The sequence below is a fragment of the Rhizobium sp. R339 genome (assembly GCF_002211395.1).
Classification (GTDB): domain Bacteria; phylum Pseudomonadota; class Alphaproteobacteria; order Rhizobiales; family Rhizobiaceae; genus Rhizobium.
The window spans coordinates 535,721-558,734 of the sequence record NZ_LOKV01000012.1 but is presented as its reverse complement, the minus strand read 5'-3'; the positions used below and the strand labels follow the sequence as shown (position 1 = coordinate 558,734).

Sequence of the window (23,014 nt, the reverse complement as noted above, 5' to 3'; positions counted from 1 at the left end):
GCCGATACGCTAGCCTCCGAAGCTCCCCACCTGTGTCGGCACGTTGATGTAATTGCGGTCGAAATAAAGCAGTGCATTGCCATCCGTCCGCGAACGAATGCCAATGACCTGGCCGATGAAAATGTGGTGCGTGCCGACCAGGCGGGCCTCGGTAAGCCGGCAGTCGAAGGAGACCATGGCGCCGGCCAGCGCCTGACTTCCCGATGGCATGTCGACCCATTCCGCCGCGGCATAGCGTGCCGCCATGTCCGCCTGGCGACCGGCGAAATAGCCGGCCAGTTCCTGGTGGTCGTCCGCGAGCACATTGACGCAAAAGCGGTGGTTTTCGAGAAAGACGCCGCATTGGGCCGAACGGCCGTTCATGCAGACGAGCAGCGTCGGCGGCTCGTCGGTGACGCTGCACATGGCGGTGGCGGTAAACCCGCCGCGCCCGGCAGGTCCGTTGGTGGTGATGACGTTGACCGGGGCGCAGACCCTGGCCATCGCGTCGCGGAACTCGGTTTTCGAGACTTGCTCCTCCATGGCCATCTCCTCATTCGGCCGCGTTGCGGACGGCGGATGCCTGACCGAGCGGCGGCAGCCAGGTGTCGCCGGTCCAGCCGGTTTCGTCGTAATCGCTCATGCATTGGTCGACGAGCGCTTCCATCTCCCTCAGCCGACCGCCGCGCTCCGCACCCTTCAGCACCTGCAGCCGGACTTCCTCGGGCGCACCGGCATAGTTGAGTTCGTAGAGCGCGTGACGGCCGCCGAATTCGGTGCCGGTCGCATCCCAGAGCAGTTTCATGATCTTGATACGCTCGACATGGCCCATGTCGTTGGAGCCGCGCACATATTGGGCGAGATAGCGGTCGATCTCGGGATTTTCGAAATCCTTGGCGGAGGAGGGGAGATAGATCAGCCCCGAGGCGACGACCTTGCGCACCGTCTCGATGACGCGCGGATAGGCCTCCGACATGAAGGTGCGGTAGGAAAGCGCGGCCTCCATGTTGGGCAGGACGGCGCCGTTCGCCCATGGCTGCGGATTGTGGGCCATGGCGTTAGAAAAGGACCAGAACATGTGACGCAGCGCGATGACCTCGCCGAGTGCGGCCTGATTGCCGCGGAAGGCGTCGCCGCCGGTGGCGCGCAGCGCCTTGGCCAGCAACCCCGCCATAAAGTCCAGCTTGACGGCAAAGCGCGTGCAGCCCTGGAAGCAATAGCCGTGCATGAAGCCGGAGGCCGGGTGGAAAGACAGGATCTTGGCCGCATCGCGCAATACCAGCACGTCCTCCCAGGGCACGAAGACATTGTCGAGCACCAGGATCGCATCGTTCTCGTCGAAGCGCGACGACAGGGGATAGTCGAAGGGATGGCCGACGGTGTTGGCGGTCTGCTCATAGGAGACGCGGCAGAACATCTTGATGCCAGGCGCGTTCATCGGGACGATGAACATGACCGACAGAGAGGGGTCTTCCGTCACCGTCGCCGAGCTCTGGGCGAGGAAGTTGTAATGCGTCAGCGCCGAGGAGGTCGCCACCACCTTGGCGCCTGAGACGTAGATGCCGGCATCGGTCTCCTTGGTGATGTGGACGAAGACATCCTTGACGGCGTCGGCCGGCTTGTGCCGGTCGATCGGCGGGTTGACGATCGCGTGGTTCATGAACAGCACGGATTCCTGCGCGCGCTTGTGCCAGGCGAGCGCGTTCTCCTTGAACGGACCGTACCAGTCGGCATTGGCGCCGAGCGTGTTCATCAGCGCCGCCTTGTAATCGGCCGTGCGGCCCATCCAGCCGTAGGACATGCGAGCCCAATCGGCGATGGCGCCCTGCTGGGCCGCGAGTTCGGCGGAGGATTTCGCCACCCGGAAATATTTATGGGTATAGCCGCCATTGCCGGTATCGGTCGGCGAGGTCAGGCGGTCCTTGGTCTTCTCGTCATGCAGCGCGTCATACATCCGTGCGATTGAGCGGGCGGAATTGCGCATGGAGGGATGGGCCGTTACATCGGCGATGCGCTCGCCGTTGATATAGACCTCGCGCCCGTCGCGCAGGCTCGCGAGATATTCGGCGCCGGTAAACGGTCTTGTCTTGTCGCTGCGGTGATCTTCGGCTCGCATAAGCATCTCCTCCCTGTGATGGGACGAAACTAAGCGCGAACGGCGCGCGCGGCCATGGACAAAGCCCGCAATTCGCTGGTACTTTTTTCGGCATGGTGATGCGAAACGAGGTTCCGAATTTCTTCGTCTATGGCGAGCCGAGCCGTTCGCTCGAGGTCGGCTTCCTGCATGTCGAAACGGTGATGGAGCGAAAAACCGTGCATTTCGGCCATGTCTCACCCCACAAACATCCGCTGATGGGACAGATCACCTACTGGTTTCAGGGCGGCGGATCCTATCGGATAGAAGAGGAGAGTTGGAATTTTTCCGCTCCCGCCGTGAGCTTCGTGCCAAGTAACGTCGTGCATGCATTCGATGTCGGCGAGAACGCCGACGCGATCGTCGTGTCGGTTTCCGACGATATGCTGAAGGCGATCGCGCCGCAGGTCGTACTCGATCTCGACGCGCCGATCTTCCTGACCGGGCAGCCCGCAGATCCGGTATGGCCGAAGCTTAAGGTGCTGCTCGACATGATCTTCGAGGATTATCGCGAGCGGGGCGCTGAAGGCGAAAAGGTGCTCTCCGGCCTGATATCAGTCGTACTTTCGCTGATGGGCCGCATCGGCGGCCGCGCGGCTCTGCCATCCACGTCGCCGACCGTCTCGCTCGGTCTGGCGCTGCGTCGCGAGATCGATCTGCATTACAGGAAGGATTGGCCGGTCGGGACCTATGTGACCCTGCTTGCGACCACGCCGCATCTTCTCGACAAGGCGGCCCGCGAGGTCTTCGGACGGTCTGTCAAGGAACTGCTGTTGGAACGGCGGCTGCTGGAGGCGAAGCGTCTTTTGTTGTTCACCATCCGCTCCGTCGAGGATATCGGCCATGAGGTCGGCTTTGACGACCCGGCATATTTCTCGCGCTTTTTCCGCAGAATGACGGGAGAGGCCCCAGCTGCGTGGCGCCGTCATCATCTGCGACAGGAATGAGCAAATATGTTTTTATCGAACCGGCCAGACATAAAGCAGAGCAGGCACGCTGACGAAAATGATCAGCAAGGAAAGGGGCAGGCCCAGCCTTGGATAATCTGAAAATTTATAGCCGCCAGGCCCGAATACCAGCGTGTTGCACTGGTGGCCGACAGGGGTCAGAAAGTCGCAGCCGGCGCCGATGGCGACGGCCATCAGGAAGGGCTCGGGCCTGAAACCGAGGTTTGTCGCGAAACTTGCGGCGATCGGGCCCATCACCAGCACGGTTGCGGCATTGTTGAGAAATGGCGTTACCCCCATGGCGGTCACCAGGATCAATGCCAGCGCACCCCATGGCGGCAGACCTGCCGCAGCGCCGCCAAGCCAGCCTGCGATCAGCTCGCTGCCTCCTGATGTGCGCAGCGAATCCGAGACCGGGATCAAGGCTGCGAGCATGACGAGGATCGGGCCATCCACGGCCTTGTAGACATCGGCCAGCGGGATCGCACGAAACACGACCATTCCGAGCGCGGCGGCAAAGAACGCGACGGGTACGGAGGCGATGCCCACGGCCGTCGTCGCCATGGCGAGGGCGAGGATAACGAGCGGGACAAAGGCGCGTCGCCGGGTGCCGAGCAAGACTTCACGCTGGGCAAGCGGCAACAGCGCAAAGTCCTGCAGCAAGGCGGTCAGGCTTGTGCGGCTGCCCTGCAGCACGAGCACGTCCCCCGTTGCCAGCGTCAGGCTACCGAGCCTCTCCTTGAGGCGTTCACCTCCGCGGCTGATGGCCAGGAGATTGACACCCCGGGTATAGGAAAGCGCAAGTTCCTTGGCCGACAGGCCCGCAAGCGAGGACTCCTGGCTGACGATCGCTTCCAGAGAAACAATGTCTGCTTGCGGCTGGCCGTTCTCGCGCAGGGGTTTTCCGGAGAGCTGAAGCTTGCCTCCCGATACAAGGCGGTCAATTGCGGCGGAGGGTCCTTCCAACAGGACAATGTCATTCTCCCGCAATCTGAGGTCCGGGAAGGGAGCCATGCGGGTCGCGCCGCGCAGCACGGCGGTGGCGATGACCTCGCCGTCACCTATTTTGAGCAATGCGCTCAACGGCTCCTCCCGCAGGATCGACCCCTCGGGGATCGTCACTTCGCTCGCATAGTTCTTGATTTCGATGGCATCTTCGATCGAGCTATTCTGCCTTGTGCGGCTCGGCACCAGCCAGTGGAAGAACAGAAGGAATGCGATGCCGACCACCGTCAGGATGGCGCCCACGGGGGTAAAGTCGAACATGGTGAAGGAAGATCCCGTCAGCTCCTCCCTCAGCCGCGATACGACAATGTTCGGCGAAGTCCCGATCTGGGTCATCAGCCCGCCAAGCAAGGCGGCGAATGCCATCGGCATCAAGTATCTCGATGGCGATACGCCTGACTTTTTCGCAAACTGGAAAGCGACCGGCATCATGATTGCCAGCGCGCCGATGTTCTTGATGAAGGCGGAAAGCACGGCCACCACCACCATCAGAAGCGCGAGTTGGGTGTGCAACGTGTTGAGGTTCGGGAAAAATTTCTTGATCGCCGTATCGACGATGCCGGACCGCGCGACGCCCGCGCTGACGATGAGGGCACTGCCGACGATGATGACGATATCGTCGGCAAATCCGGAGAACGCCTTGTTTGGCGGCACGATGCCGATGGCGACCGCGATGACCAGGGCGCAGCAGGCGACGATATCGTAGCGAAACCGGTCCCAGATGAACACCGCCATCATGACCGCGATGACGGAGAAGGCGAATATCTGTTGTGTCGTCATGGGGTTCCACAAAATAAGGCTGAAATGTCACGAACAGGCAGGCGATACAGAGACGCCGCTGCAAACGAAGCGGAGATCGGCAAGTTCCCAGATGCGATTCTCATCGGCAAGTGTTGGAGCAACAGATCAGTCCGGTTGTTTGATCTCGACGGGGCTTTTCAGGACGATTTCATGATGTGGGAACGGGATCGATATCCCGGCTTTCTTGAAGGCGTCCCACAGCGCCATCAGAACCTGGCCGCGAACGTTGGTCAGCCCGTTCGCCGGGTCCGAAATCCAGAAGCGAAGCCTAAAGTCGAGCGACGAAGCGCCAAAGCCGGTCAGCCAGCAGACGGGTGGGTTATACTGGTTTTCGACCCGGGCCACGGTTGACGCTGTCGCTATGGCGATCTTGGCGACCTGATGCGGATCGCTGTCATACGAGGTCCCGAAGTCCACGTCGATACGGACGAAATCGCTTGAGAACGACCAGTTGACGACCTGCTGCGATATGAACTGTTCATTCGGAATGAGGTATTCCTTGCCATCTCTGGTGATCACGGAAACGAAGCGCGAGCGCAGATCACGGATCGAGCCGAATGTGTCGCCGAGTGTGATCGTGTCACCCGGCTTTATCGACTTGTCGAGCAAGATGATGATGCCGGAGATGAAGTTCGATACCACTTTTTGAAGGCCGAAGCCTATTCCAACGCCGACCGCGCCTGAGAAAACGGTCAGCGCCGTAAGGTCGACACCCGTCGCCGACAAAGCGATGGCTCCCGCGATCATGATCAGGCTGATCTTGATGAATTTGCTGATCAGAACCTTGATGGAAGGCGACAGGTCGGCCGACCGCTGGACCGAATTGGAAAGCACATTTCCGACGAGAACGGCGATCCAGATCAAGGCTATCGCCAGGACCACGACTTTGAGCACAAGCAAAAGCGAGAATCGCACCGCGCCCAGATTGATCGCGAGCCCGTCGAGAGCAGACAGAGCCGGTCCATCGAGGCCGACTGCATAAAGAGCGATGTAGCTCCAGCTGGCGATGGCGACGGCCCGTGACAGGGTTGGGTTGCGGATGATCTTGGTCAGGACTGATATGACGAACCATGCGGCCGCCAGCGTCAGAGCGGTGGAGACGAGCCAGCGTTGCGAGGGCCAGGCGCTCATGCTCAGCACGACATTGGCGAGCCACAGCCATGCCACCAGGAAAAGCCACATAAGCCGGCGCATAAGAGCAATGATGACGCGAAGCAGGTCTGGATTGCCCTTGATCAGGCGCGCTCTTGCTTCCATCGCAGGCTCGGTGCGTGAGGCAAGGAAGGACGCAAAACCGTAGCCGGCCGCGATGATCGCGAGCTGATAGAACGTCCATTCGTTCAGGACGAATGTCGTCAGCCACCGCTCGGCGATCTCGGTCATCTGCTTGATATTCATGATGATGATCCGATGAATGTCAGCTGGATAAAGCGATCGCATGAGTTTAGTTCATTTGGAAGCAACACGCACCGGCATTCCTTTTTGAAGACTGAATCCGATGATCGCAGCGGAGGGATCAAAGCGCGCGACAAGGAAAACGCCAAAGGCCGGTCAGTCGTCGAAGTCAGGGATGTTCAGCAGCTCGCCGCAAGCCTTGCAATGCACCGCGTCCACATCATGCCTCTGGAGCCCGCATTTGGGGCAGGGGAAGTTGACCTTGTGAGGGCGCACCACCGCCTGCGCAAGACGGACGAAAAGCGAAATGCCGACGATCATCGTCACCACCGAGGTCAGCTTTCCAAGCGTTCCCGGCAGGGTAATGTCTCCGAACCCGGTCGTCGTGATGGTCGCCACCGTGAAATAAAGCGCATCGACGAAACCCTCTCCACCCGGCCTGCCGTAAAAGAAGCCCGTGTAGACGAAGCCGGTGACCAGAAAGAGAAAGACCAGGAAGTTGAGGCAGGCGCGCACGACATCCTGATACCGGATGCAGCCGGCGCGGCGCAGGCCTTCGCGCAGCAAAGGGCTCTTGCCGATCGCCCAGATCCGCATAGCGCGGAGGAAGGCGAAGTTGAACAGCAAGTCCGGGAACAGGAGCGTCGCCAGAATGACGAGGTCCACCCACGTCATCAGCCGCCGCAGGAAGCTGGCTGGGCGGTCGGCGCCAAGCGCCCGCGCCGCCAGCTCGCAGCCGATCCAGGCAGCGATGGCATAATCGATGACGAGATAGGAGGGGCCGCTCCTGAAATAGGGGCCGAGAATGAAGAATACCAGGATGCCGATGTCGATCGAAGCCAGCAGCGCCTGCCACCGCAGCGCCCAGCGGTCCCGGCCACGCTCTATACGGCGAATGGTGGTCCTGAGACGGGCAATCCTTCTGGAAAACGAACGGTGCGGGCGACGAGGCAGATCCATCCCGGGGCAGATATGAGCCGATCGGCAGCGGTCAAGAACGCCGGAACGGCGCCTTCATCGTTTTCCCCTGCCGATGTTTCGCGGGCCTGCCCCGGGGCGCGCCTCACGCAGTGGATATAGCCAGCTGGGAGGCGGCTTTTGCCCGAAAGGTCTTTTCTCTCGGAATCCGCGCGGTATGATGCCATCGGCAACCAGGCGGGGTTCGATATGGACGAGATCGTCGAACAGCTTCTGCAGCTCTCTGCGAATACCTCGACGCTCATGGCGGTCTATGATGCCGATGACCGGCTGCGATATGCCAACAGGGCGTTCCGTTCGGCCTATTTCATCCAACCTGACGAGAGGCCGCTTTGGCCGGATCTGATGCGGCGGAATTTCGAGCTGGGACGGGGCACGGTCATTCATGCGAGCAATTTCGAGGAGTGGTTGCGATCGACGCAGTCCCGCCGGGGCAAGATCGGCTACCGGGCGTTCGAAACCGACCTGGCGGACGGCCGCTGGCTCTGGATGACGGAGGCCGTCCAGAAGAACGGCTGGATGCTGTGTGTCGCGAGCGATATCACCAGCCTGCGCGCCGAGGAGCGAAGCGTCCGGCAGGACCGGGACCTGGCGATTAAGGCCTCTCAAACCGATGAGCTGACCGGCGTTGCCAACAGGCGCTTCGTCATGGCGCGGATAGAGGACATGCTTGTCGCCGCCGGAGACGGCGGCCTAGGATGCCTGGCCGTGTTCGACATCGACAATTTCAAGCACATCAACGATAGGCTCGGCCATCACGCCGGCGATCTCGTGCTGCGCGACTTCGCGCAGCGAATCCACCAGCATGTTCGGCGCACCGACTGCTTCGGGCGCGTGGGAGGAGAGGAATTCGTTCTGGCGATGCCTGGCACCTGTCTGGAAGACGCCATCGAGATCATCGAACGCATGTTGATGATGATCCGGTTTTCCCGCCCGCTGGCGGAATCGCCCGATTTTTCCTACACCTGCTCGGCCGGGGTTGCCGCATGCCTGACGGCGGACAGCGCGCCCGAACTCTATAGGCGCGCCGATCAGGCGCTGTACGCCGCCAAACTCAGCGGCCGTGATCGGGTCCGAGCTGCTTGAAGATCGACAAAAAAGCGGATTGAGAAGAACGCGGTAACGTTTTGAACTGCTGCGCGGTTTTAAACCTTGAGCGGTTTCCGGTTTAGGGAATTTTGCGGCAGCGTCTCTCAGGCGCCCGGAAGTTCCATAAGCTATCTTATGCCGCAAAATCAATTTATAGTTGAATTGTTTTCGACTGCACACCTTTTCAGAGCTGCACCCTCATACCCCAGCAGCATGGACGAATGCCTACCATCCCCTCGCTCAGTCAGCACCAGCATTCTCGAGGCAGTTCAGGATGTTAGTATCGCAAACAGGCGTTTCGGCGCGCACCGCCGGATCACCGAGCCATCGGCGATAGGTCCCGAGAAACTCGACATCCTTGTAGGCATAGGTCTTCGCCTTCCGGTTGATCCGGCTGGCCTCCAAAGCCTGCGGCGTGACGACGAGATGATGGGCCAGTTCCTTGAAGACCCAGGGGTCGGTGCCTTTCTTCTTCTCGAGGACGCGCACGTGAAGATACGGATCGTCGGCGCGGCCGGTGATTTTATAGACGTCGGCCCACCTAACGGTGGAGGACGACACCGACAGGACGACGGTCTCGGTCAGTTGCTGAGCATGCGCCGAGGCGCCCGTCAAAGCGAAACCGAAAATAAAACATCCGAAAAGACGCATAAACCCCCTGCTCCCGCTGTGGCGCATCCCGTGAGGGAGAATATTGCCAGGGCCTGCGGCGGTTTCGTGATCATGGATCGCCGATCGCCAGGCCCGCTCGCCCGGCTGGATCCTGCACATCTGCTTCGCTTCTCAATCGAAAGGCGAAAAATCGTTAACTTCGTTTAAACCAGATCGATGGGTAAGGGCGGGCCGTAGAGCCTGGCGCGATCCAAACGACAGCAGGGCGATTGATTCCGAATTGGAAATCTATATGCAAAAGGTTGCAAGATTCGCGGAGATATACGAATGAGACGCCGCCCTCCCGCGGCCGCACGATAGTTCTTCTGCCGGAGCTTTCAGCTCTCAATCCCCGTCGCCCCGCAATCACGCCAACAGGATGATGCCGCAGCCCACGGCCCATGTTCGTGCCGTCTCGCAGCTTCTTCTGCTTCTCACAGCCATTTCTCCAAAGGACCTTTCGATGAAACATATACGCAATCTCCACCTGATGACGGTGAGCGCGGCATTCCTGACGCTTGCCGGTCCGGCCCTCGCCCTGGACGGCGAGGACATGATGAAGAAGTTCAATGCAGCCACAAGCGCCGGCGGCACGGTTATCACCTTCGAAAAAGCCGAAGTCGACGGCGACACGGTCAAGGCATCGGGCGTCAAGGTCGGATTTGCAAGCCTGCCCGGCGACAAGCTCGATATCGGCGACGTCACCTTCGAGGGCGTAAAGGAGACCGACGGCGGCGGTTACTACGCCAAATCGGTCGCCTTCCCTGACGTCGACATGAAGCAGGAGGAAGGCCATTTTTCCGCAAAGGACATCCTGATCCAGGGCCTCACCATCCCCGCCCATGCCGGCGGCACGACGCTCGACGACATGATGCTCTATGAGGTCGTCAGCACCGGCCCGATCGCCCTCAACATCAAGGGCAAAGACGTCCTCTCGATCGAAAGCACCGAGTCCGATCTCGGGCGCGAGGATAACGGCTTCACCTACGACGCCAATGTCACCGGTCTGAAGATCGACCTGTCCGAGGTCGAGGATCCCGCTTCGAAAGACGCGATCGAGAAGCTGGGACTGACGACGCTCGACGGCGCCGTGACGATGAAGGGCAGCTGGGAGGCCGAGAGCGGCAAGATCGCGGTCGACGAATATGCCTTCGACTTCAAGAATGTCGGCCGGCTGAACCTGGCCGTCGATATCTCCGGCTATACGCTCGATTTCATCAAGACGCTGCAGGAAGCGTTGAAGACGGCCGAAGCCAACCCGAACAAGGAAGAGGCAAACCAGGCGATGGGCCTCGCCATGATGGGCATGATGCAGCAGCTGACGTTCAACAGCGCCGAACTGCGCTTCGACGACGCTTCCATCACCAAGAAGGCGCTCGACTATGCGGGTTCGCAGCAGGGCGTGACGGGCGACGAGCTCGCACAGTCGCTGAAGGGCCTCGTGCCCGTCATGCTGGCCCAGCTCAACCTGCCGGAACTGCAGAACCAGATCTCGGCCGCCGTCAACGCCTATCTCGACGGCCCGAAGAGCCTGACGATCAGCGCCGCGCCGGAAAAGCCGGTGCCCTTCCCGATGATCGTGGGAGCGGCCATGGGCGCGCCGAACACGATTCCAACGGTGCTCGGCGTCAAGGTGACGGCGAACGACTAACGTAGGACCGCCCAAACCTCTGATGGGGCCGCGTGTCTGAAAAGACCCGCGGCCCTTTTGACATTTGCATTCCTCTCATGGGTTTGACATCAACTCGCAGGCTCGGCGCACCTTGCGGCGATCGGAGCAGCGCCATAAAACGGAGGCATGAACCGGATCGAGACGCTGCCGCCTGCCTTCGAACGCTTCGAAACGATGATGGGCGTGCTCGACTTCGCCATCTTCGAGAGTGCGATGGGCGGACAGGAGGATATGCTTTCCGCCATTCCGCAGGCATTGCGTCACTCCGAGAGGTTCGATGCGGAAAAGCTCCGGCAGCTCGGAGGCAGGCCGATCTCCGACAGGACGTTTTTCGGCGACTGGTACGATTTCGACCGCGGGCGCTTGCTGAAGCTCGGGCGCTATAAGACCGCCGCCGGCCCGGAGCTGGAGAATCCGGTGCTGAGCTCACTCGACGATATCAGGATCATGTCGGGGAGCAGCTCTTGCCCGGAGGCCGGAAGCGGCGGCCAATTCGCCTACGCTTTTCCAACCCGCCCTACCCGCTCGCGGCCAGACCGAGCGAGGTGCAGGCGGTGTTCGAGGAGATCCGGGATTTCATCATGCCGCCGGGCCGGCAAAGCGAGATTATCGACTGGTCCAACCCGCGCCTTCCGGAGGTTTCGGATTATTTCGACGCGGGCGCCGAATGGTGGGGCGTCTTCCTGTTCGGCATCTTCATACCGTCGATGCGCCGGCTGACGATCATTGCGGGATCGACCACGGACTGAATGTCGCTCTTGCCGGACACGTCCGCAAATACCGTCCATGAAAACAGATTGTACGATTGACGTACAACATAAAAACCTGATAAAACAGTTTCAATGATACTGGGCTTCCGGGACAAAAGAACTGAAGCGTTCGCAGGCGGCGAATTCACCCGCGCGTTTCAGGGATTCGAGAAACAGGCCTATAAACGGCTGGAAATCCTGGCCGCTGCTACGAACCTCAACGACCTGCGCGGCCTTCCCAGCAATCGCCTGGAGGCACTGAGAGGCGATCGAGCTGGACAGTACAGTATCCGCATCAACGACCAATGGCGGATTTGTTTTGAATGGCCTCAGGACGTCCAGGGGCCTTCAAACGTTGAAATCGTGGACTATCACTGAAGGAAGATAAGCCATGGCAAGACCACCGATACATCCCGGCGAGGTCCTCGCGGACGAATTGGACGAGCTTGGGTTCAGCGCCAACCAGCTTGCGCAGCAGATCAAGGTGCCGGCAAACCGCATCAGCGAGATCATTCGCGGCCGGCGCGGAATCACGGGCGATACCGCCCTGCGCCTGGGTCACTGGTTCCAGACCAGCCCCGAGTTCTGGCTGAACCTGCAGACGGCCTACGATTTGCGTGTGGCAGAGCAGGCAGCCGGTGAGGAGATCAATACCCTGCCGGTCCGGCCGCAGCAATCGACTGATGCCGCGCAGCAGCCTGTCATGTAGAACAGGCCGACACGGCCGCAGCAGCTGGACGGCGGCATTAACGCGCCATCATACTCGACGCATTAGCAAGCGGAACTGAAGCGAAAACGCCACAGACCTTCGATCGAAAGCTCCCCTCACCCGCTTTTCAGCTGCGCCACAGCAAGCAGCGTATCGGCGCTGATCGACGCCGAGCCGGTCAGTATGGAAAGTGCGGTCGAGGTGGTGCCGGTGCCGTTGGCCATGTCGTACATGGCGGTGAAGCGCTTGATCAGGTCGTCCACCTTATCGGGGTCCGACAGGTCCTCGATGTCGATGAAATTCTCGATCATCTCGGCCTGCTTGTCGACGTCCATGTTCGAGACATAGCTGGAGAGATTGAAGCTCGTGGTGAAGAATTCGAAGAGCGCGCTGTCGCCCAGAATGTCGTAGGCGCTGGAGATCTCCGGCGCCTTGCGTTCGAAGTAGAGCGCGAGGCGCACGCCGGTATTGCTGTCGCCCTGGTCGTCTTCGAGCGTCAGGCGCACATAGGCGTCGACCGTTTCCAGCACATCGCCGCGCTGCTGCACCGTGCCGGTCGGATCGGCTGAAATATTGCCGTCCTGATCGAAATTGAACGCGCCAACCAGTTCGGCGAAACGATTGTCGTCCAGCTTGTTGACGTAGCTGTCTTCGTCGTCGAGATCGGAGGCAAACATCTTGTCCAACTCGTCCGAGGTCACTTCCTCAGGGTCCAGCCTTTTAGCCTCGAGCGCGAAGGCGACCAGCCGGTCGTCGGCCAGAAATTCGCTGGCCGATGTGATCGTCGCCATCTGATCGCGGAAATAGGTGATTTCCTCGTCGGCGGCATCGGTCGCATCGGTCAGCTCCTCGCCTTCGAGATAGCGGATCTTATTCTGCTTGTAGTAGGCGGCATAGTCGTCGACGACGGATTCCGACATGGCCTGCAGCGGAACGCTCACGTCGCCCTCGCTGTCGAAATTGAATGCCTTGCGAAAGGCGACAAGCCTGTCGTCATCGAGGCTGTTGACGTAGCTCTTGGCGTCCGAGGGATCGCTTTCGAGGATCTTGCGGACTTCGCTTTTCGAAACCTCGGTGGAATCCAGGCCATAGGCGCGCAGCGCCATCTCCCACAGTTCCGGCAGATCGTCGTTGTCATCATCGTCGTCATCGGCGTTCGATACCAGAAAATCGTCGATGGAGGTGACGCCGGCAATGCGCGTCGTATAGTTGTCGACGGCGTCCTCCGTGTCGGTGTTGGCGATCAGCGCCTGATAGTTTTCGTCGAAGGCCGCCGTGGTCGCGGTGGTCTGTTCCGAGGTCTGGGCGGTATCACCATCGGCAAGCGCGCCCTCCTCATCGAAATTGAAAGCCTCGTGCAGCTCGGACAAGCCGATCGCTTCGGCGACGTCGGCATTCTTCAGCGCTGCGGAGATGTAATTGTCCGGATCGTCGTCGGAAAGGCCATAGGCGGTCCTGAGGTAGGAAACCAGCTTGTCGTCGCTCATTAGCTGATCGACCGAGCTGATGTTTCCGATTTGCGCGGCGAAATAGGTGTCGTAAGCCTCGCCGGTTTCCGTGGAGGCGATCGTCGACGCGGCCACCGCATAGCCGCTCGTCACCAGCGAGAGCTGGTCTTCCGACATTACCTCGCCGTCGACCGAGCCGTCCTCGTTGAAATTGAAGGCCTTTACCAGGCTGAGATAGACATCGTCGTCGAGCTGGTTGACGAAGCTGTCGGCATCGTCGAGATCGCTCGTCAGAGCGTCCTTGAGGAAGCTGGTCGACGTATAGTCGGTACTGAGGCCGAAGGCGGTGAGCACATAATTCTTCAGTCTCGAACTCGACAGCAGCTCGTCGACCGAGGTGACCGACGCGATATTCTCTTCGAAATATTCCGTCTCATCCTCGATATTCTCCGCCTCGGCGTCGAAGGATCCCTCATAGGCATCGAGCAGGTTGTCGCGCTGCGCATCCGATTGCGCCGTCTTCGTCTCGCCTGAAAATTTGAAGGCGGCCGCGAATTCGGCATAACGGCCGTCGCTCAGACTGTTGGCGAAGCTCGAGGAATCGCTGAGATCGCTCTCCAGCACCTTCTTCATGAAGGCCTTGGCATAGGTCATGTCTTCAAGGCCATAGGCCTTCATGGCGTAGGAATAGAGCTTGTAATCGCTCATGAATTCATCGACCGTCGTGACCTTGTCGATGTTTTCCTTGTAATAGGCGCTGTCGCGGGCAACCGTGGCCTGGGATGCCACGCTGGAAAGACTGGCGCTCAGATTCCTGGCGACCGCGAGATAGCTTACATAGGTGGAAACCAAGGCCTGTCCCTCTAACCTCTTGTTTTTACGCAATCGCACTCTTGCCGGTATCGCTCTGCGCGCGACGGCGCGCGCGAAAGCCTGCCGGCAGCCGCGGTGAAAATTTCGATCTTTGCTGGGATGTCGCCGCCGGTCATGGCGATATGCGGCCACGGTCATGTGGCCGAATCAAATTAAAAGAACTATATAGTTCTATAATTCATCCGGAATGGAATTGGAAGCCGAAAGTCGAGGGATCGCTTTCCGCGGGTCTACGCAGCCTTGACGCCAGTGGCGAAGATGGCGATGCAGCGGCGCAGATGGGCGAGCAATTCGGCCCGGTCGGGCCAGGCCTGGGCGCGCCCTTCCGGCGGACCCATGCCGCCGAAGATCATATCCATCAGCATGCGGGCGCCGCTTGCCGGATCGTCCAGCGTCAGCCTGCCTTCCGCCCGGCGTTCGCTCAGCCAGTCGGCAAGATGCTGGCGGCTGGCAAGCATGCCTTCGCGCTGGAGAATATCGATGAGCTCGGGAAACTGCGCGGCTTCGCGGAAGACGAGCTGCAGGAAGCCGGCGCGATCCGCATCCATCGCCTCGTCCATGTCGATCATGAAGATGCGCTCGAGGCTTTCGGCGATCGAAAGATCTTCGGCCGGCCTCGGCAGGTCGAGCATCAGGCGCCGATGCGCCCCGACCACGGCGGCAAACAGCTCTTCCTTGCTCTGGAACAGCTTGTAGAGCGTCTGCTTGGAAACACCTGCCTCGCCGGCGACGACCGCGGTCGTGCTTCCGGCATAACCGTATTTTACGAAAACGCGTCGGGCGATTTCGACGATATGCGTCCGCTTGTCTTCGTCGCTGGAGACTTTCGGCCGGCCTCGCTTGCGCGGCTCGTCTGCGGGCTCGTCGACAATATCCATGGCGATCTAGACCGCGTTTCCGAAGAGCATGCCACCCAGCATGGCAAGCGGACTGCTATTTCTGAGGGATGATTTCTTCGGTTGTGGCATTAGCAATTTCGATTTAGAGAACTCATCAGTTCTGTAATGCGTTGCATCCCCACCCTCTTAGCGATGGAGCGCTTATGACGACCATTTCCGCCGCGACATCAATTTCTTCCTATTCCTATAGCAAGAATTCGACGTCCGCAGCCCAGGACATCCTATCCTGTAATACTGTTTCGGCAAAAAAATCAACCACAAGTCAGCAGCTCGACGAAGACGCGACCAACAGCGCCGAGAAGCTCATGTCCCAGTTGATGTCGCTGGCGATGAACGGTCTTGCCGGTCAGTCCGGCTCCAGCGGGGAGCAGGATGGCGGCGAAGGCATGGACGTCGCCGAATTGGACACCGATGGGGACGGTTACGTGAGCAAGGCCGAGTTCGTGGCCGCCAGACCCTCCGACGTGAGCGAGGATCAGGCCGGCACGCTGTTCGACAGCTTCGACAGCGAAGGCACCGGCTCGCTGTCGGTCGATGCGCTCGCCGAAGCCATGTCCGCCCAGCGATCGGAGCGGGCGGGCGGGCCGCCACCGCTGCGGGAAGTCGATGACGAGCTTGCATCGCGGCTCTCCGAACTCGATACCGATGGCGACGGACTCGTGAGCAAGGCCGAGTTCGTCGCGGGCCGTCCCTCCGATGTGAGCGAGGACCAGGCGGGCACGCTGTTCGACAGCTTCGATACCGAAGGCGCGGGCTCGCTGTCGGTCGACGCTCTGACCGAGGCCATGTCCGCTCAGTCGTCCGAACGTCCCAACGGCCCGACGCCTGCCGAGGACGATCAGTCTGCGTCGCTGCTCTCCGAGCTCGATACGAATGGAGACGGGCTCGTCTCGTTGGAGGAGTTCATGGCGGGCAGGCCGGATGACGTCACCGAGAGCCAGGCGAGCGAACTTTTCGACCTGCTCGACACATCGAACACCGGTTCACTGTCTGTCCGATCCACGGGCTGACAGACGATAAGGGGCGTCGCATTTCAGTTACTGGAGAGACTGTAATGCAACGCTCCGACAGCGGCCCGGCAGTCGAGCCGGCAGAGCCGTCGGCCGGGCCGCTTCTTCGCCAGTGATATGTTTGAAATGGTGCGCGTGACAGGCGCACCATGCCAGCGCGCGGATGAGCCGCGGCGCCTATCGCCATCACGGGGTCAGTCCAGACAATCAGATCATCGACAGGTGTGGGCCCTGCCCGGCGCCACCGATGTCGTGCGCCCGGATCCGGAACCTGGAAACCCCTCGTCACATGGCATGTTCCCAAACCTTTGAAGGATCGAGCCATGAGCATTTTTGGAAGCATGAAAACCGCCGTCTCCGGCATGAGCGCACAGGCAAACCGGCTGAGCACGGTTTCCGACAACATCGCCAATGCGAATACCACCGGCTACAAGGCCGTTTCCACGTCCTTTTCGTCGCTGGTCCTGCCCTCTTCCTCCGGCAACTACAATTCCGGTGGCGTTCAGACATCGGTGCGCCAGGCGATTTCCCAGCAGGGCGACATTTCCTATACGACCTCCGAATACGATCTCGCGATTTCGGGAGACGGCTTCTTCATCGTCGAAGGCGCCGACGGCACGCCGGTGCTGACCCGCGCCGGCGACTTCTCCGTCGATAGCGACGGCAATCTCGTCAACAGCGCCGGCTATACGCTGATGGGATATTCCTATGATTCCGGCGTGCCGGCCGTGGTCGTCAACGGTTTCGACGGCCTGGTGCCGGTCAACGTCGCCCAGTCGGGCTTGAGCGCAATCGCCTCGACGAGCGCCTATTTCAGCGGCAACCTGAACTCCGAAGCCACCGTCGTCACTGATACGATGACGCTGCCGAGCGCCAACACCTCAGGCGTCACCGATGACACCCAGAAAATGTCGCTGGTCGCCTATGACAGCCTCGGCGCCACCGTCCAGTATGATTATTACTTCACCAAGACAGGCGTGACGACGGATGCAAGCGGCGCGGTCACCGGCAGCACCTGGGAAGTCGCGGTCTACCGCAATGCCGATGCGGCGACCGGCGGCACGACGTCCTTCCCCTATTCCTCCAGCGCCGTCAGCGTCGCCACGCTCTCCTTCGATGCCAATGGCCAGCTGACCTCCGCGATCGATACCGACATCGTCGACCCGGTGACGGCAAAGACGATCACCATGGATTATTCCGATTTCACCCAGCTTGCCTCGGACTTCTCGGCAACCGGCTCGGCAGACGGTCAGGCCGCGAGTTCGGTGAGCTCGGTGTCGATCGATACCGATGGGGTGGTGTCGGTCTCCTATGCGAACGGCACGACGAAGGCGCTCTACCAGATCCCGCTCGCGAACGTCGCAAGCCCCGACAATCTGACGCTGCTCAGCGGCAACGTCTATACCGCCAACGGCCAGTCAGGCGTCACGGTCACCGGCTTTCCGCAGACGAACGGCCTCGGCTCCATTCAATCAGGCGCGCTCGAAAGCTCGAATGTCGACCTCGCCGGCGAGCTGACTGAAATGATCGAGGCGCAGCGCAGCTACACCGCCAATTCGAAGGTGTTTCAGACCGGCTCCGACATCATGGATGTCCTCGTCAACCTGAAGCGATAGAGGGAGCGCCCGGATGTCGCTCACCTCCGCCTTGAACAGCGTCCAAAGTATTTTCAACAATACCGGACAGCAAAGCAGCGTCGTCTCGACCAATATCGCCAATGTCGGAAATTCCGATTATGTCAGGCGGGAGGCGTCGATCACGACGTCTCTTTCCGGCGCTGAGGTCGTCAGCATCAGCCGGGCGCAGGAAACTGCGCTGCTGGCCCAATATCTGCAGTCGAATGCCAAGGACAGCGCCCAGCAGACGCTGGTGACCGGGCTCGAAAGCCTGAAGTCGCTGGTCGGCGGCAACGACTACGAGACCTCGCCGAGCACCTATCTCTCGGTATTCCAGGAGGCGCTGCAGACCTTCGCGACCTCGCCGAGCAGCACGACATCAGCGCAATCGGCCGTCACCGCCGCCCAGGATCTCGCCAATTCGCTGAATACGGCAAGTGACGGCGTCCAGTCGATCCGGGCCGAGGCGGATGCGGAGATCGCCACGCAGGTCTCCACGCTGAACACCCTGCTGTCGCAGTTCGAAGCGGCCAACAATGCGGTCAAGCTGGCAACGGCGACCGGCACGGATACGTCTTCGGCGCTCGACGAGCGCGAGAAGCTTTTAAAGCAGATCTCCTCGATCGTCGGCGTCAATTCCGTCGTGCGCGACAATAACGACATGGCGCTCTACACCTCCGACGGCACCGTGCTGTTCGAGACCATACCGCGCACCGTCACCTTCGCCTCGACCGCGACTTACGTCGCCGGAACGGAAGGCAATGCCATCTATATCGACGGCGTTGCACTCGATGCCGGCGAGGGATCGACGACGAGCGCCTCCGGCAGCCTGCAGGTGCTGCTGCAGCTTCGCGACGAAATCGCCCCGACATTCCAGGCCCAGCTCGATGAAGTCGCCAAGGCCCTCGTTCAGGTCTTCTCGGAAACCGACGGCACCACCAGCGCGCCCGGGCTGTTCGTCTGGACCACGTCCGCGGGCGCAACCGGGGAAACGCCGTCGTCCACGGACGATACGACCGGGATCGCCTCGACCATCTCGATCAATACAGCCGTGATCACGAGTGAGGGCGGCGACGCGACGAAGCTGCGCGATGGATCGATCAGCGGCATCACCGATCTCAACACATCAGGGGACAGCGGCTTCTCCGATAATCTCGATGCTCTCTACACGGCACTGACGGAACAGCGCTCGTTCTCTTCGGACGCCGGTCTCTCCACCACGCAGAGCCTGACGGACTATGCCAGCGCTTCCATCGGCTGGCTCGAACAATATCGCAGCGACGCGACATCGGCCTCCGAAACCACGGCCGCCGCCCTGTCGCGCTCAGACGAAGCCTATTCCAACGAAACGGGCGTGAACCTCGACGAGGAGCTGACGCTCCTCCTCGACATCGAACAATCCTACAAGGCAGCGACGAAGATCCTGAACGTCATCGACGAGATGTTCCAGTCGCTCCTCGACATAGCGAGCTAGTCATGAAGGCATCATTCGTTTCATCATCGGCGATGCAGAACGTTCTGAGACTCACCATCAGCCAGTCGCAGACCAAGCTGCAGCAGGCCTCGACGGAGGCGACGACGGGAACCTATGCCGATATCGGCGTGTCGCTCGGTGCGGGCGCAGCAAAGTCGATCAATCTCACCAGCGCCATCGACCAGGCCGCCTCGTTCAAGACGAGCAATTCCGTCGTCGCCTTGCGCATGGAAGCATCGCAGACCGCGCTTTCCAGCCTCAAGGATGCCGGCGACAGTCTGGTCTCGAACCTGACCGCGCTCCAGGCGAGCCAGGATACGACGAGCATCGCGGTTGCGCTGCAGTCGGCAAGCGCCACCATCGCGCAGCTGACCTCGACGGCCAACACTTCCGTCAACGGCGAGTTCCTGTTCGACGGAACGAACCTCGACAGCCAGCCGCTGAGCGATCAATCCTCGGCAGTCTCGGATGCGATCGTCACGGCGCTCGGCGATTATGCAACCGGTCTCGGCAAGGACGTCAACGAGCTGACGGGCGAGGAAATCAGCACGTTCATCACCGACACGGTCGAGCCGATGTTCTCCGAAAGCGCCTGGACGGACGCTTCTTCAGGCTGGTCGACCGCCTCCAGCACCGATATGACCAGCCGGATCAGCGGATCGGAAACCATCACCTCGTCGACCAACGCCAATTCCGAAGGCATGCGTTATCTGGCGCTTGCCTCGGTCGTCGTCTCCGCCCTCTTCGGCCAGGATCTGAGCTCCGACGCGCAGAGCACCGTCGCATCCAAGGCAATTGCCTATGCCGCGCAGGCGACGTCAGGCATCGTGACGCAGCAAAGCCAGCTCGGCCTGTCGCAGGAACGGCTCGAAAAGGCAAATGATGCGCTCGACGCCCAGTCGAGCCTGCTTCAGGGCAAGCTCGTCGATCTCCAGGGCGTCGATACCTACGAGGCCTCGACACTCGTCAACCAGCTGCAGACGCAGCTGGAGACCGCCTACACGCTCGTCTCGAAACTCCAGAGCCTTAGCCTGGTCAACTATCTCTGACGGATTGAAGATGCGGGAATTCAAGCGGCTGCAAATACCAGCCTTATCGAAAGAACCCAATATGACATGCTCCGAAATCGTCGCCGAGGCCGCCTTTGCGCTTGCCTCCGGCATCATCGATACGATCCCCTTCGTCGGCTGCAAGCTCGACGAGCAGCAGGCGCAGGCATGGCCGCGATCGGGCGTCTTCACCGATGACGGCGTCGAGATGACGGGCACGCCGCCGGAGATATTCGAGCTTTGCGAACTGCTGGCAGCCCATATCGAGAAGGGCACGGCCTTCGACGTCTTCGAGGTTTTCCACAAGATTGCGCGCATCGACCGGCTGATCGACTGGAGCCACGGCGCGGTGCTTTCACCCGAACCGCATCCGGTAACGCATTGACAGAACACTCGAAACATCTTCCCAATGGCGGCGTGTCCGCGGCCACGCCGCCGGGAAGCGTGGCATAGGCCGGCCTTGCATGTCGCCCGTCCGTTGCGGCAGTCTGGACTTTGCCATAGGGAGACTGAGGGCGACTGCCGAAAGTCTGCCGGCAATGGTCTTTCAGAGACCGGGTGTGTTCTTGATGTCGAAGCCGCGCGCAAAGCTACCCTTCTCCGAAGAGACCTTGCAGGCCATGCTGGTGCGCGTGCTGCGGCCGCTGGTCAGGCTCGCTCTCGCTTCCGGCTTCAACTTTACCGCCTTTTCGGCCGTTCTTCGCCGTCTCTACATCGAGGTCGCGGAAAAGGAATTCGCGCTGCCGAATAAGCAGCAGACGGACAGCCGCATCTCGCTGCTGACAGGCGTCCACCGCAAGGACGTCAACCGGCTGCGCGAACAAGCGCTCGACCCATCGTTCCTGACCGTCGGCGTTTCGCAGACGAGCCGCATCCTTGCCCGATGGCTTGCCGACCCGCTCTATTGCGATGCCGAGGACAGGCCGACCCCCCTGCCCCGGACATCCAGCGATGGCGGCCCGTCATTCGAGAGCCTGGTGACCGACATCACCCAGGACGTGCATCCGCGCTCCATCCTCGACGATTGGCTGGACCGGGGCATCGTCGTTCTCGATGAGGACGGCCGGGTCAAGCTCGACCTCTCGTCGATCGTTCCGAATGCCGGCGACGACGCCCGCCGGCATTATTTCACCCGCAACCTTCGCGACCATGTGCAGGCTTCAGTCATGAACCTGATGCACGAGCCTCCTCCCTATTTCGAACGCGCGGTTCACTATGACGGCATGTCCGCAGCACTTGCGGCCCGGCTCGACGAGCTCGCGCGCCAGGAAAGCATGGCCCTGCTCCTGAAGCTCAACAAGATCGCCCATCAGGCGATCAAGGACGATGCCGGCGGCAGCAGCCGCTGGATCGCGGGGCTCTATGTCATGACCGAGGAAAGCGAAACGGCCCCTGCGCCAGAAACCGCGTCCAGGACGGAGACCGGCGAATGAGCTCGTCGGCGATCTCGAGAAGGCAGTTTCTGCTGGGCGGCATAGCACTTCAGGTTCTCGGGCCGAAGCTTGCCGCCGCTCAGCCGACCGGCACCAGCGATCATGGCATCGGCGGGTCCGGCCTTTCCATCGGAGGCGGGGAAAACGAAGATCACGGGATTGGCGGAACGGGTATCGTCGGAACCATCCAGGGTTTTGGCAGCATCATCGTCAACAACATCCACATTCCCTTCAGCGCGGCGACGCCGATCGAGATCGACGGACGGCGCGTTCGCGCGAGCGCGATGAAAGTCGGCCACGTCGCCCGGGTGCTGCTGACGGGAAAACGCGCCGCCCGCATCACCATCGTCAGCGAGGTGCAGGGCCGCATCGACCGGATGGACAAGAGCGGCCTCGTCATACTGGGGCAGAAGATCGACACGACCGACATCGCCACCAAGGGCCTGCGGAAAGGCAAGCGGGTCGCGGTGTTCGGAATCCGCAAACCGGATGGCACGATCCTCGCCCGGCGCATCGAACCCCGCTCCGCTTCCGACGGCGCCCATGTTCGCGGCATCCCTTTCAAAAGCGGCACCCGCACTCTGATCGGCGGCCTTTCGCTTGGAAGCACGCATGGATACCTGGCCGGCAAACAGACACTCGTGCGCCTCAAGGCAGTCGCCGACCGCTTGGTCATCACGCGCGTACAGGCCGAACCCATCGTACCGGGCCTGAAACGCGGCGTCATCAATGTCGAGACCTTCCGGCCGACCGACAGGGGCGCGGCCGGCTCGGGACCGGGCCCGTCGTCGCCCGACGGTCATGGCTTCGTCGATATCGGTGTGCGGGATTCGAGCAGAATGACCGGCTTTCCCGGACGTGGTCCCGATAGATTCGGTTCTCGCCCGCCGCGCGGCCCTTGGGATGGGCCGCGGCCCGACCACTCGCCTTTCGGCCGAGGCGGGCCGGGCGGAGATTTTCCGGGTCCGGACAGACGAGGCCCGCCACCCGGCTCCGACGGCCCACCGGGGCCGCCGCCCGACGGTTTTCCAGGCCCGCACTAAACTGCGATCAGCAAGTTGACAAATGGGAAATTTTCCCATTTTATAGATCTTGCGATTCTC

General features: G+C 60.9%; 21 protein-coding genes. 13 read left to right on the top strand and 8 right to left on the bottom strand.

What is annotated here, in order from left to right; genetic code table 11:
* Nucleotides 1-9 precede the first annotated feature (9 nt).
* Together ATY76_RS16680 and ATY76_RS16675 are read right to left on the bottom strand one after the other, a co-directional pair.
* Nucleotides 10-522 (bottom strand): flavin reductase, encoded by a 513-nt coding sequence (locus ATY76_RS16680; protein ID WP_064824119.1) that lies wholly within the window; start codon nt 520-522, stop codon nt 10-12.
* A 10-nt stretch (nt 523-532) separates the two neighbouring features.
* A complete protein-coding gene (locus ATY76_RS16675; RefSeq protein WP_088675830.1) occupies nt 533-2,095 on the bottom strand; it encodes a 4-hydroxyphenylacetate 3-hydroxylase N-terminal domain-containing protein in 1,563 nt (520 codons plus the stop codon).
* Nucleotides 2,096-2,187: 92 nt separating this feature from the next.
* On the opposite strand from ATY76_RS16675, the gene ATY76_RS16670 reads away from it, so the two are divergent.
* The gene (locus ATY76_RS16670; RefSeq protein WP_088675829.1) at nt 2,188-3,060 is read left to right on the top strand and encodes a helix-turn-helix domain-containing protein; all 873 of its coding nucleotides are present in this window, start codon (nt 2,188-2,190) and stop codon (nt 3,058-3,060) included.
* 12 nt (nt 3,061-3,072) lie between these two features.
* Here the strand turns inward: ATY76_RS16670 and ATY76_RS16665 are convergent, their stop codons facing one another.
* The 3 genes from ATY76_RS16665 to ATY76_RS16655 all read right to left on the bottom strand — a co-directional run bounded on the left by ATY76_RS16665 (nt 3,073) and on the right by ATY76_RS16655 (nt 7,221).
* On the bottom strand, nt 3,073-4,845 hold the full coding sequence (locus tag ATY76_RS16665) for an SLC13 family permease (RefSeq protein WP_088675828.1): 1,773 nt from the start codon (nt 4,843-4,845) through the stop codon (nt 3,073-3,075).
* A gap of 126 nt (nt 4,846-4,971) precedes the next feature.
* Nucleotides 4,972-6,264 carry a mechanosensitive ion channel domain-containing protein gene (locus ATY76_RS16660; RefSeq protein ID WP_088676083.1) on the bottom strand — a complete coding sequence of 431 codons (1,293 nt, stop codon included), beginning with the start codon at nt 6,262-6,264 and terminating at the stop codon, nt 4,972-4,974.
* 153 nt (nt 6,265-6,417) lie between these two features.
* Nucleotides 6,418-7,221 carry a potassium channel family protein gene (locus ATY76_RS16655; protein ID WP_088675827.1) on the bottom strand — a complete coding sequence of 268 codons (804 nt, stop codon included), beginning with the start codon at nt 7,219-7,221 and terminating at the stop codon, nt 6,418-6,420.
* A 207-nt stretch (nt 7,222-7,428) separates the two neighbouring features.
* On the opposite strand from ATY76_RS16655, the gene ATY76_RS16650 reads away from it, so the two are divergent.
* Nucleotides 7,429-8,325 carry a GGDEF domain-containing protein gene (locus ATY76_RS16650; protein ID WP_088676082.1) on the top strand — a complete coding sequence of 299 codons (897 nt, stop codon included), beginning with the start codon at nt 7,429-7,431 and terminating at the stop codon, nt 8,323-8,325.
* Nucleotides 8,326-8,568: 243 nt separating this feature from the next.
* On the opposite strand, the gene ATY76_RS16645 is transcribed toward ATY76_RS16650, so the two are convergent.
* A complete protein-coding gene (locus tag ATY76_RS16645) occupies nt 8,569-9,099 on the bottom strand; it encodes a DUF5086 family protein (RefSeq protein ID WP_245309933.1) in 531 nt (176 codons plus the stop codon).
* A 343-nt stretch (nt 9,100-9,442) separates the two neighbouring features.
* Here ATY76_RS16645 and ATY76_RS16640 point away from each other — a divergent pair, with 343 nt between their 5' ends.
* The 4 genes from ATY76_RS16640 (at nt 9,443) to ATY76_RS16625 (ending at nt 12,109) form a co-directional block, all read left to right on the top strand.
* Nucleotides 9,443-10,630 (top strand): hypothetical protein, encoded by a 1,188-nt coding sequence (locus ATY76_RS16640; protein ID WP_088676081.1) that lies wholly within the window; start codon nt 9,443-9,445, stop codon nt 10,628-10,630.
* A gap of 485 nt (nt 10,631-11,115) precedes the next feature.
* Complete coding sequence (locus ATY76_RS34240; RefSeq protein WP_245309932.1) at nt 11,116-11,400, top strand: hypothetical protein; 285 nt, start codon at nt 11,116-11,118, stop codon at nt 11,398-11,400.
* 93 nt (nt 11,401-11,493) lie between these two features.
* The gene (locus ATY76_RS16630) at nt 11,494-11,778 is read left to right on the top strand and encodes a type II toxin-antitoxin system RelE/ParE family toxin (protein ID WP_088675825.1); all 285 of its coding nucleotides are present in this window, start codon (nt 11,494-11,496) and stop codon (nt 11,776-11,778) included.
* A gap of 13 nt (nt 11,779-11,791) precedes the next feature.
* Nucleotides 11,792-12,109 (top strand): HigA family addiction module antitoxin, encoded by a 318-nt coding sequence (locus tag ATY76_RS16625; RefSeq protein WP_088675824.1) that lies wholly within the window; start codon nt 11,792-11,794, stop codon nt 12,107-12,109.
* Nucleotides 12,110-12,225: 116 nt separating this feature from the next.
* On the opposite strand, the gene ATY76_RS16620 is transcribed toward ATY76_RS16625, so the two are convergent.
* The gene (locus ATY76_RS16620; RefSeq protein WP_088675823.1) at nt 12,226-14,409 is read right to left on the bottom strand and encodes a DUF1217 domain-containing protein; all 2,184 of its coding nucleotides are present in this window, start codon (nt 14,407-14,409) and stop codon (nt 12,226-12,228) included.
* Between the two features lie 251 nt (nt 14,410-14,660).
* Nucleotides 14,661-15,308, bottom strand: a complete 648-nt coding sequence (locus ATY76_RS16615) for a TetR/AcrR family transcriptional regulator (RefSeq protein ID WP_088675822.1) — start codon at nt 15,306-15,308, stop codon at nt 14,661-14,663.
* Between the two features lie 164 nt (nt 15,309-15,472).
* Here ATY76_RS16615 and ATY76_RS16610 point away from each other — a divergent pair, with 164 nt between their 5' ends.
* From ATY76_RS16610 to ATY76_RS16580, 7 genes are all read left to right on the top strand, one after another.
* The gene (locus ATY76_RS16610; RefSeq protein ID WP_088675821.1) at nt 15,473-16,339 is read left to right on the top strand and encodes an EF-hand domain-containing protein; all 867 of its coding nucleotides are present in this window, start codon (nt 15,473-15,475) and stop codon (nt 16,337-16,339) included.
* A gap of 323 nt (nt 16,340-16,662) precedes the next feature.
* The gene (locus ATY76_RS16605) at nt 16,663-17,955 is read left to right on the top strand and encodes a flagellar hook protein FlgE (protein ID WP_088675820.1); all 1,293 of its coding nucleotides are present in this window, start codon (nt 16,663-16,665) and stop codon (nt 17,953-17,955) included.
* Nucleotides 17,956-17,968: 13 nt separating this feature from the next.
* Nucleotides 17,969-19,429, top strand: coding sequence for a flagellar hook-associated protein FlgK (flgK, locus tag ATY76_RS16600; RefSeq protein WP_088675819.1), 1,461 nt, complete (start codon nt 17,969-17,971; stop codon nt 19,427-19,429).
* 2 nt (nt 19,430-19,431) lie between these two features.
* The gene (locus ATY76_RS16595; protein WP_088675818.1) at nt 19,432-20,478 is read left to right on the top strand and encodes a flagellar hook-associated family protein; all 1,047 of its coding nucleotides are present in this window, start codon (nt 19,432-19,434) and stop codon (nt 20,476-20,478) included.
* A 10-nt stretch (nt 20,479-20,488) separates the two neighbouring features.
* Nucleotides 20,489-20,863 (top strand): hypothetical protein, encoded by a 375-nt coding sequence (locus ATY76_RS16590; RefSeq protein WP_088675817.1) that lies wholly within the window; start codon nt 20,489-20,491, stop codon nt 20,861-20,863.
* A 154-nt stretch (nt 20,864-21,017) separates the two neighbouring features.
* Nucleotides 21,018-21,911: a DUF6502 family protein gene (locus ATY76_RS16585; protein ID WP_088675816.1), complete on the top strand. Its 894-nt coding sequence runs from the start codon at nt 21,018-21,020 to the stop codon at nt 21,909-21,911.
* Complete coding sequence (locus tag ATY76_RS16580; RefSeq protein ID WP_088675815.1) at nt 21,908-22,954, top strand: DUF5666 domain-containing protein; 1,047 nt, start codon at nt 21,908-21,910, stop codon at nt 22,952-22,954. The genes ATY76_RS16585 and ATY76_RS16580 overlap by 4 nt, the downstream gene beginning before the upstream one ends.
* Nucleotides 22,955-23,014 lie beyond the last annotated feature (60 nt).

Bases quoted from the DNA above. Each gene is read 5' to 3' on its own strand.
- ATY76_RS16680 (WP_064824119.1), bottom strand. From the start codon at position 522: ATGGAGGAGCAAGTCTCGAAAACCGAGTTCCGCGACGCGATGGCCAGG.
- ATY76_RS16675 (WP_088675830.1), bottom strand. From the start codon at position 2,095: ATGCGAGCCGAAGATCACCGCAGCGACAAGACAAGACCGTTTACCGGC.
- ATY76_RS16670 (WP_088675829.1), top strand. From the start codon at position 2,188: ATGGTGATGCGAAACGAGGTTCCGAATTTCTTCGTCTATGGCGAGCCG.
- ATY76_RS16665 (WP_088675828.1), bottom strand. From the start codon at position 4,845: ATGACGACACAACAGATATTCGCCTTCTCCGTCATCGCGGTCATGATG.
- ATY76_RS16660 (WP_088676083.1), bottom strand. From the start codon at position 6,264: ATGAATATCAAGCAGATGACCGAGATCGCCGAGCGGTGGCTGACGACA.
- ATY76_RS16655 (WP_088675827.1), bottom strand. From the start codon at position 7,221: ATGGATCTGCCTCGTCGCCCGCACCGTTCGTTTTCCAGAAGGATTGCC.
- ATY76_RS16650 (WP_088676082.1), top strand. From the start codon at position 7,429: ATGGACGAGATCGTCGAACAGCTTCTGCAGCTCTCTGCGAATACCTCG.
- ATY76_RS16645 (WP_245309933.1), bottom strand. From the start codon at position 9,099: ATGTGCAGGATCCAGCCGGGCGAGCGGGCCTGGCGATCGGCGATCCAT.
- ATY76_RS16640 (WP_088676081.1), top strand. From the start codon at position 9,443: ATGAAACATATACGCAATCTCCACCTGATGACGGTGAGCGCGGCATTC.
- ATY76_RS16630 (WP_088675825.1), top strand. From the start codon at position 11,494: ATGATACTGGGCTTCCGGGACAAAAGAACTGAAGCGTTCGCAGGCGGC.
- ATY76_RS16625 (WP_088675824.1), top strand. From the start codon at position 11,792: ATGGCAAGACCACCGATACATCCCGGCGAGGTCCTCGCGGACGAATTG.
- ATY76_RS16615 (WP_088675822.1), bottom strand. From the start codon at position 15,308: ATGGATATTGTCGACGAGCCCGCAGACGAGCCGCGCAAGCGAGGCCGG.
- ATY76_RS16610 (WP_088675821.1), top strand. From the start codon at position 15,473: ATGACGACCATTTCCGCCGCGACATCAATTTCTTCCTATTCCTATAGC.
- ATY76_RS16605 (WP_088675820.1), top strand. From the start codon at position 16,663: ATGAGCATTTTTGGAAGCATGAAAACCGCCGTCTCCGGCATGAGCGCA.
- flgK (WP_088675819.1), top strand. From the start codon at position 17,969: ATGTCGCTCACCTCCGCCTTGAACAGCGTCCAAAGTATTTTCAACAAT.
- ATY76_RS16595 (WP_088675818.1), top strand. From the start codon at position 19,432: ATGAAGGCATCATTCGTTTCATCATCGGCGATGCAGAACGTTCTGAGA.
- ATY76_RS16590 (WP_088675817.1), top strand. From the start codon at position 20,489: ATGCGGGAATTCAAGCGGCTGCAAATACCAGCCTTATCGAAAGAACCC.
- ATY76_RS16585 (WP_088675816.1), top strand. From the start codon at position 21,018: ATGGTCTTTCAGAGACCGGGTGTGTTCTTGATGTCGAAGCCGCGCGCA.
- ATY76_RS16580 (WP_088675815.1), top strand. From the start codon at position 21,908: ATGAGCTCGTCGGCGATCTCGAGAAGGCAGTTTCTGCTGGGCGGCATA.